This is a genomic window from Belliella buryatensis, assembly GCF_900188245.1.
In the GTDB taxonomy this organism is placed as follows: domain Bacteria; phylum Bacteroidota; class Bacteroidia; order Cytophagales; family Cyclobacteriaceae; genus Belliella; species Belliella buryatensis.
Window position 1 is genome coordinate 22,211 of record NZ_FZOK01000021.1, and the last position, 7,133, is coordinate 29,343.

Annotated in this window: 9 protein-coding genes; 7 read left to right on the plus strand and 2 right to left on the minus strand. The window is 38.7% G+C overall.

Annotated elements, in window-relative coordinates; translation table 11 throughout:
- Positions 1-178 precede the first annotated feature (178 nt).
- Together CHB66_RS16210 and CHB66_RS17035 are read right to left on the minus strand one after the other, a co-directional pair.
- The gene (locus CHB66_RS16210; RefSeq protein WP_212668471.1) at positions 179-724 is read right to left on the minus strand and encodes a DoxX family protein; all 546 of its coding nucleotides are present in this window, start codon (positions 722-724) and stop codon (positions 179-181) included.
- A gap of 1,038 nt (positions 725-1,762) precedes the next feature.
- A complete protein-coding gene (locus CHB66_RS17035; protein ID WP_170932516.1) occupies positions 1,763-1,930 on the minus strand; it encodes a hypothetical protein in 168 nt (55 codons plus the stop codon).
- A 24-nt stretch (positions 1,931-1,954) separates the two neighbouring features.
- Here CHB66_RS17035 and CHB66_RS16215 point away from each other — a divergent pair, with 24 nt between their 5' ends.
- The 7 genes from CHB66_RS16215 (at position 1,955) to CHB66_RS16245 (ending at position 6,566) form a co-directional block, all read left to right on the plus strand.
- On the plus strand, positions 1,955-2,698 hold the full coding sequence (locus CHB66_RS16215) for a hypothetical protein (protein ID WP_089242461.1): 744 nt from the start codon (positions 1,955-1,957) through the stop codon (positions 2,696-2,698).
- Between the two features lie 4 nt (positions 2,699-2,702).
- Positions 2,703-3,149: a DUF5675 family protein gene (locus CHB66_RS16220; RefSeq protein WP_089242462.1), complete on the plus strand. Its 447-nt coding sequence runs from the start codon at positions 2,703-2,705 to the stop codon at positions 3,147-3,149.
- The gene (locus CHB66_RS16225; protein WP_089242463.1) at positions 3,137-3,358 is read left to right on the plus strand and encodes a hypothetical protein; all 222 of its coding nucleotides are present in this window, start codon (positions 3,137-3,139) and stop codon (positions 3,356-3,358) included. The genes CHB66_RS16220 and CHB66_RS16225 overlap by 13 nt, the downstream gene beginning before the upstream one ends.
- Positions 3,359-3,401: 43 nt before the next feature.
- Complete coding sequence (locus tag CHB66_RS16230; RefSeq protein ID WP_089242464.1) at positions 3,402-3,668, plus strand: hypothetical protein; 267 nt, start codon at positions 3,402-3,404, stop codon at positions 3,666-3,668.
- Between the two features lie 538 nt (positions 3,669-4,206).
- Complete coding sequence (locus tag CHB66_RS16235) at positions 4,207-4,425, plus strand: hypothetical protein (protein WP_089242465.1); 219 nt, start codon at positions 4,207-4,209, stop codon at positions 4,423-4,425.
- Positions 4,426-4,768: 343 nt separating this feature from the next.
- Positions 4,769-5,857 (plus strand): histidine kinase, encoded by a 1,089-nt coding sequence (locus tag CHB66_RS16240; protein ID WP_089242466.1) that lies wholly within the window; start codon positions 4,769-4,771, stop codon positions 5,855-5,857.
- A complete protein-coding gene (locus CHB66_RS16245) occupies positions 5,841-6,566 on the plus strand; it encodes a LytR/AlgR family response regulator transcription factor (RefSeq protein ID WP_089242467.1) in 726 nt (241 codons plus the stop codon). Before CHB66_RS16240 ends, CHB66_RS16245 begins: the two co-directional genes overlap by 17 nt.
- Positions 6,567-7,133: the final 567 nt, after the last annotated feature.

Genomic DNA, 7,133 nt, shown 5'->3' on the forward strand with positions numbered 1-7,133 from the left:
CTCTGAGTAACTCGGTGTAATAAAAAACCAATTCGTAATCACTCTTTTTCCTTTAATCTATAACCTTTCCTCCTTCATCCTACATCCTCCCTCTTTTCTTTCCATCCTTTGCCCCTTAGCCGTCCTTAGCGAGCCCCTTTCTCCTTTCTCCTTTTCCCTTTCACCTATTATTCCCCCTTTAATCCTGAAATTTCATCCCAATCCCCGCAACCCCCAAAAAAACCAAATTAAATACAAGATGCTCCCCCCAGCTCAATTGACTAATCACACCACCGCAACTACAAGGAACCCACCCATAAAAACCTAACCATACTGTTCCTACATACAGCGTAAATACAGCCATAGCAAAGAAGCTCAATAAAAATCCAAAAGAGCGAGTCTTGGGAACAAGCAACAGCAAACCAATCATAAGCTCTGAAAAGGGTAGGAGGTAGACCAAAATGGCAGCTACCCAAAATGGAAAAACTTGATTATACATATGATGAACCGTACCTTCCCAATCAACCAATTTGCTGATCCCTGTATAGAAGAAGAGCAAGGCAAGCACCCAAGCAACAACTTCCTGTAACAACACTTGTGCCGCCCCGCCCTTCCATTTCTTAATAAATACATGATTTGAAACTCGATCCATAGGCTTAAAAATCACCTTAGATAATTTCCGAGATCGATCCTGAGGTGCATTACCTTGATCAAAAAACGCCGACTCTTTTTCCTTTCCCAACATATCCAACTTCACTTAAAATGGTTCAACTGCTCACACCCATAAAGTTAAAATCAACAATTCCCCAATTCCAAAAACTCATGCCCAACAACAAAAAAAACAACCCAATCAACAATTTCACCACTCCTCAAAAACCGTCAGATGAATCCACTACTTCCCTCAAATCTTCAAACCCCTTTTTTAAACCGTCAGACGGTCCCAACATCCACCCACAAACCACTTCGTACCCCTTTAACCTTTAACCTTTTCTCTTTCTTCCTTCATCCCTCATCCTTTACCCCAATTAACTCAATCAACTCAATTACTAATCCCCTTTAACCTTTCCCCTTTCCCCCTAAGCAGTTAAGCAAATAACCAGTTAATCACTTCTTTCTCCTTTCCCCTTTCCCCTTTCCCCTTTTCCTTTCTTCCTTCATCCTTTACCCCAATTAACTCAATCAAAATTACTAATCCCCTTTAACCTTTCCCCTTTCCCCTTTTTCCTTTCCCCCTAAGCAGTTAAGCAAATAACCAGTTAATCACTTCTTTCCCCTTTCCCCTTTTCCCTTTCTCCTTCTCTCTCCCTCTCCCTTACTACCAAAGCTACATCAAAGTAGTATCAAAGCTGGGGTAAAGCTGGGGATAGTCTGACCCCGTAAGCTGACCCCGTAACAAAAATCAAGCATCCGTTTATATAGATTCTAAAAAAAATACAATCCTTCCTCTTTCATTTCACCCTACCTAATCAATTAAGCAACCCCGACACCTCGGGGCAGTTAACCACTTCGTACCCCTTCATCCTTCCTCCCTTTTCCCTAATTAATTCAACCAACTTAATAACTAAGCCCCTTCCCCCTAAACAGTTAAGCAGTTAAGCAGCTAAACATTCTTTCCCTCACCCTTCCTCCTTTCCCCTTTTTCCTTTCCCCTTTTCCCTTTCTTCCTTCATACCTCACCCTTCCTTCCCTTCCTTTGCTCCTCAGCCGTCCTTAGCGAGCCCCTTTTCCCTTTACCCTTTTTCCTTTCCCCCAATTAACTCAATCAACTAATTCCCTTCCCCCTTCATAATTCCTCCTTCAACTTTCCTATTTTACTTGGTACTTTGTACTTTGTACTTCGTACCCCTTTTTCCTTTCCCCAATTTCCGTCCACATTTTCCACAGATTCCATAGATTCCACATATTCCACGCTTTTTTTGATCCTAAAATTTCTCGATTCAAATTCGGTCATGTTTAACCTGTAAACCAGACGATTATGGCAAGACAATCGAGTTTTATAAAATTGGAAGGAACCATCGGTGATGTGACCTTCTACAAAGGAAAGAATGGATACAATGCCAGACAAAAAGGCGGTGTACCCAAAAGTAGAATAATGAACGACCCAAGCTTTCAAAGAACCAGGGAAAACCTCGCTGAGTTTGCAAGAGCTGCTACCTCTTCAAAATTCTTGAAAGATGCTTTCCGGGAAATTACCCTCAGATCAAGAGACCTGAGAACGCACAACAGGCTTTATTCCACAGCCCTAAGGGTGATCAAGTCAGATCCCACAAGCAAAAGAGGGGAAAGAATAATCGCCAATGGTGATATCACCATATTCAATGGATTCCAATTCAGCTACAATGCCATGTGGGAATCTACTGTGTTTGTCCCTTTTACGGTGGATAATGGTACCTCAGATGTTACAGTCAACCTCAATGACTTTGTACCATCTAAGATGCTAGCTAATCCTCAAGGTGCTACGCATTTCAGACTATTCTTGGTCAATGCTGCAGTCGACTTCACTGAAGAAGTATATCGCTCTCAAAGTATCGTAGGGCCAGAAATGCCAATCAATATTACGCCAGTGACAGGCTTTAGCCTGGCATTGACAAAATTGGGCTTGGCAGGCCATACAGATTTCTATGCTATCGGCGTCGAGTTCTTACAAGAAGTCAATGGTGATTTCTATGACTTAAATGATAGAACGCACAATGCTGCCAAAATCATCTTAATCGATTAAGGTCATGAAGCTCCATCTAGAACGTGAATATTGGCCAGGCGGTACCAATGGAACGATTACAATTGACGGACACAAAATCTGTCATACAATCGAAAAACCTTGGCGCAGAAATACCTCTCCAGAATCCTGTATTCCCGAAGGAGTTTACAAGCTCAAGAGGGAATTCTCTGAAAAATGGGGATGGCATATGGTCATAGAGCAAGTGCCGGGTAGGGGAGAAGTCAGACTACTTCCTAGAAACTGGAAATCAACGGAACTTCCGGATTGTATCATTCCAGTGACAGCAATCAAAGGTGAAGGAGTAGGAATCCAGTCCAAGCATGCTTTCGAAAAATTGAAAGACTTGGTCTTTTCCATCCTCAATGAGCAAGAGCAGGTATTGCTGGAGATAAGGAGCTATCCAGATGCTGCTTTAAATCTTGTGCACTACGAACTGTCATGGATGGATTAATCAATTATGGATCAATATATCCGGTAGTAGTAGGAGGGGTGATTTCACTCCTCCTTTCCATCATAGCTTATTTCCTACACCTCCTTATTCAGGATATAAGACTGATGAAAATCCAGCAAGGTAAATTGAGCGAACTGTGCACCAGACTTCAACTCGAACAACAGTTCATCAAAAGGTGGCTTAAAAAAGCTTTTACAACCAACAACTAATAACTAATAACCATCCCGATACTTTGGGACTAATATCAAAACCATGAATACAATTCAAGAAATCAATAAAAGGTGGAATGCACCAACACCCCGAATATTTCAAAAAATTCGAAATATTGGGCTGATCTTAGTTACCATCGCTGGAGCTATTTTGGCAATACCTGAAATAGTCCCAGAGTTAATTGTAACTGCCGCAGGTTATGCTTTGGCAGTTGGATCATCGCTCTCCGTGATTGCCCAAGCAACATCCGAAGAACCGATTCCACCTGTCTTAAAATCAAAATCACGACAACCAAAACCAAAAGAGTAAATATCCAACTCCAACCAAAGAAGGTCTTCGCTAACCCCGAAGACCCTCTTTCCCCACTTAATACATTTCCATACATTAAATTTCAATCCAAAACACCATCACCAACCTACCTACCATGTTGTCTTTAACGCTTAACCCTTAACATTTAACCCTTAACCAATCCCCAATAAATATAAATCCCCGTATTTACCTCCCTCAGGGAGGATCCGAGCCCCCAATCTTCGAATTTTCCAATCTTTCAATATCCTAATTCCCAATAACCAACCTTCCAACTTTCCCAACTTTCAAACCTTCCAACACAAATACCTATATAACAATCATTTATGCACAAAAATATTCCATAAATACTAGTTTTATTGAAAACTATTCCTTATGTTAGACATATTATTTAGCAACACTTCTTCTAAAGAAGAAAATTTTATCGTCAATCTAAACCAAATAGTTATGATGAAAAGAACAAATTTTTCTGCCTTTAGGCCAAGCAACACAGCCCATGATGCTTTCAAAAAATCAAAGTTCAACCTATTGATTTGAAATAGTGATCCTAAAGGATAGAGGCATTATCTATGCGCAGGATATCATGATCATTACCGGAAGAAGTAAATCTTATGCATACAAAGTCCTGAAGGAAATCAAATCCTTCTACAATAAACAAGACCATCAAATGGTCACAATTGAAGAATATGCTGATTTTCATGGTATTCCCGTCCAAAAAGTAAAAGATTACGTCATCCCTAGACGAAGTACCTGGGAATGAAAAAGGGCAGTGTAGCTGTAACACCGCCCATTTCTCCAAGGGTCTTTTACCCTCAACCGGATCTTTACCCGGTATTAGCGCTAGGCTTTTTATGCTTCCAATACATCTCAGTCCGTATTGCCCATTTACGACCGAGAACCATTAAGTGCTTCTAATAAATTGCACTCAGCCAGTTACACTAGTTAGAATTGTTGTGTAACACTCTTGAAAAAAGCTGGTCGTAGCTAATCTCTTGCTGCCATTTTTTTTCAAATTCTTATTGGTGGATTTTCTCACATGAAAGCTAAATCCACCTAACTCGCATTTATTTATCATGATTGAATTTAAAACCCAAAAGAGGTAAATGAAAAAATCTGGGCTAAACAACAATAAAAAGAGGCTGACTGACAATTTTAGCATAGAAAACCATCTGATAAAAAGGTTAATTCATAATCCATTTTTATTAGTTTTAGCATCTTTGTTTCTATACCTTGCTTTAGATATTTTTTCATATTTAATGCTCTATGAAAAGGAATCGATCAATATTAAATTTGCTTTATTAAACCTTGCTTTTGCATTTTCATGTTCTTATTTCTCTTTAATATTTTTATTAAATTTTGATAAAAAGTTGTCAATTATCGGGTTTTTCCTTTTTATCTTAATCTTTATTTTATGTTCTAGCTTAATTTATGCTAAAGTATTTATCTTATTAGAAATTCAGCCAGGCCCTTTTAAAAGGCATTTAATTCACGGTATTTTAAGAACATACCAGTTTACTATTTTTGGAGTTTTTATTTGGTTGGTTTTAAAAGTGATCTATGGCAGTTTTGAAAAAATGAAGATTAAGCTCGAATACAAACAACTCCAAATAAACCACTATAGCCTACAGCTGAACCCTCATTTCCTTTTCAATACATTACTGTCTTTAAATCACCAGATTAGAAAACACTCACTTGACCTTCATACACAAATTGTAGAATTTGCTCACTTTTTAAGATATGGATTTAAAAACATTGAAGAAGAAAATACCCTTCAAGAAGAAGTTCACGCACTTAAGAGCTATATAGAATGTCAAAGATTACGCTTTGAAGAGGCATTAGCCTTAGAATTTGATGTCGATTTAGACAATACCTTAAGCAGCTCCCTTCATTTTCCAAAAATGATTTTACTCACAATCACCGAAAACATCTTCAAGCATGGTGATTACAAAGACCAAAATAACCCCGTAAAGATTGCTGGAAAATTGATTGAAAATTCTGGTGTAATCACTTTTCATTTTTCTTCTCAAAATAACACCAAGAAAAGAAATTTTATTGAACAAAATAAAACAGGTCTATCAACAATTGAAGATATACTTGCCTATCATTTCAAAGACGGCTACAGCCTTCAATATCAAAAACTCAATAATCAGTTTCATTTAAATTTACAGGTTAATTATGATCAAAGAATTTAGTGTTGCAATTGTAGATGACGAACCAAAAGCGCTCGATGAATTAGATTTCTGGGTTTCTAGAATGTTAGATTACAATGTAAAATTCAAAACTACCAATCCAGAAGATATCATTGACAAGATAAAGAATAAAGAATTCCATATCCTGATTACGGATATAGACATGCCCCTTATTTTTGGTTTTGAGCTAGCAGATCTTGCAATCCAAAACAATATCCCTGTTTTGATTTGCTCAGCCTATCCTCAATATTCACTGGACACCATACAAATAGGGGCAGAGTATTTCATTACCAAGCCACCAAGGTTCAAAGAATTAAAAGATGCACTCGATAGAGCAAAAGCTAAAATAATCCCCAATAAAATCTATGAGGCCGAAGACTTTGAAAGAATGGTTTTTTTCAAATCCGCTGGACACAAAACCTACAATAGCCTGATCTTAGATGATATCATTTTTATCGAACACAGCGCTAATATCACTACAATACACTTAGTGGAAGATAAGGTGAAGATTAGAATTCCTCTATCAACACTTTACCACAAACTCAATTTCCCAAAACTCCTCCAATTACACAAATCATTCTATATCAACACAGATTACATCAAAAGTGTGACAGGCCACGAGCTTACACTTGCCAATGGCGTTAAATGCACCATCGGCCGATCCTACCTAGCAAAAGTCCACAACTTCCTAGAAAACAAAACCATCAACTAAGCGTAGCCACCACCTACGCTTCTTTTTCACTTTACCTTTTTCACTCTTTCCCCTTTAACCTTTTATCTTTTCCCTTTTTCTTTCCTCCTTTACTTGGTTCAACTCGTCCGCCGTGGCGGATTGTACTTTGTACCCCTTCATCCTTCCTCCCTTTTCCCTAATTAATTCAACCAACTTAATAACTAAGCCCCTTCCCCCTAAACAGTTAAGCAGTTAAGCAGCTAAACATTCTTTCCCTCACCCTTCATCCTTTCTCCTTTCCCCTAAGTCCACTTTCCCCTTATCGTCCCGAGCCCGACCATCATCCCCCATATCTACATCCCCCGGGACTCATGGTCATTCGTACGCACATCTTGACCCCGCACTGCGGCGCATATCGAATATTTTGACTACAACTATATCCACGCGCCTTGTACGGGGCTACTAAGTATTGATCCCCCTTCGGGGATCTTTATTGTGACTATTGGTTACTTTTATCTGTCTGATCATTTTAGTCTCAAAATAGGTTACCTAAGAACGGCCCTAATTGAGGCTGTTTTTAAGACGATTGTGTAAACCGTTAAGAAA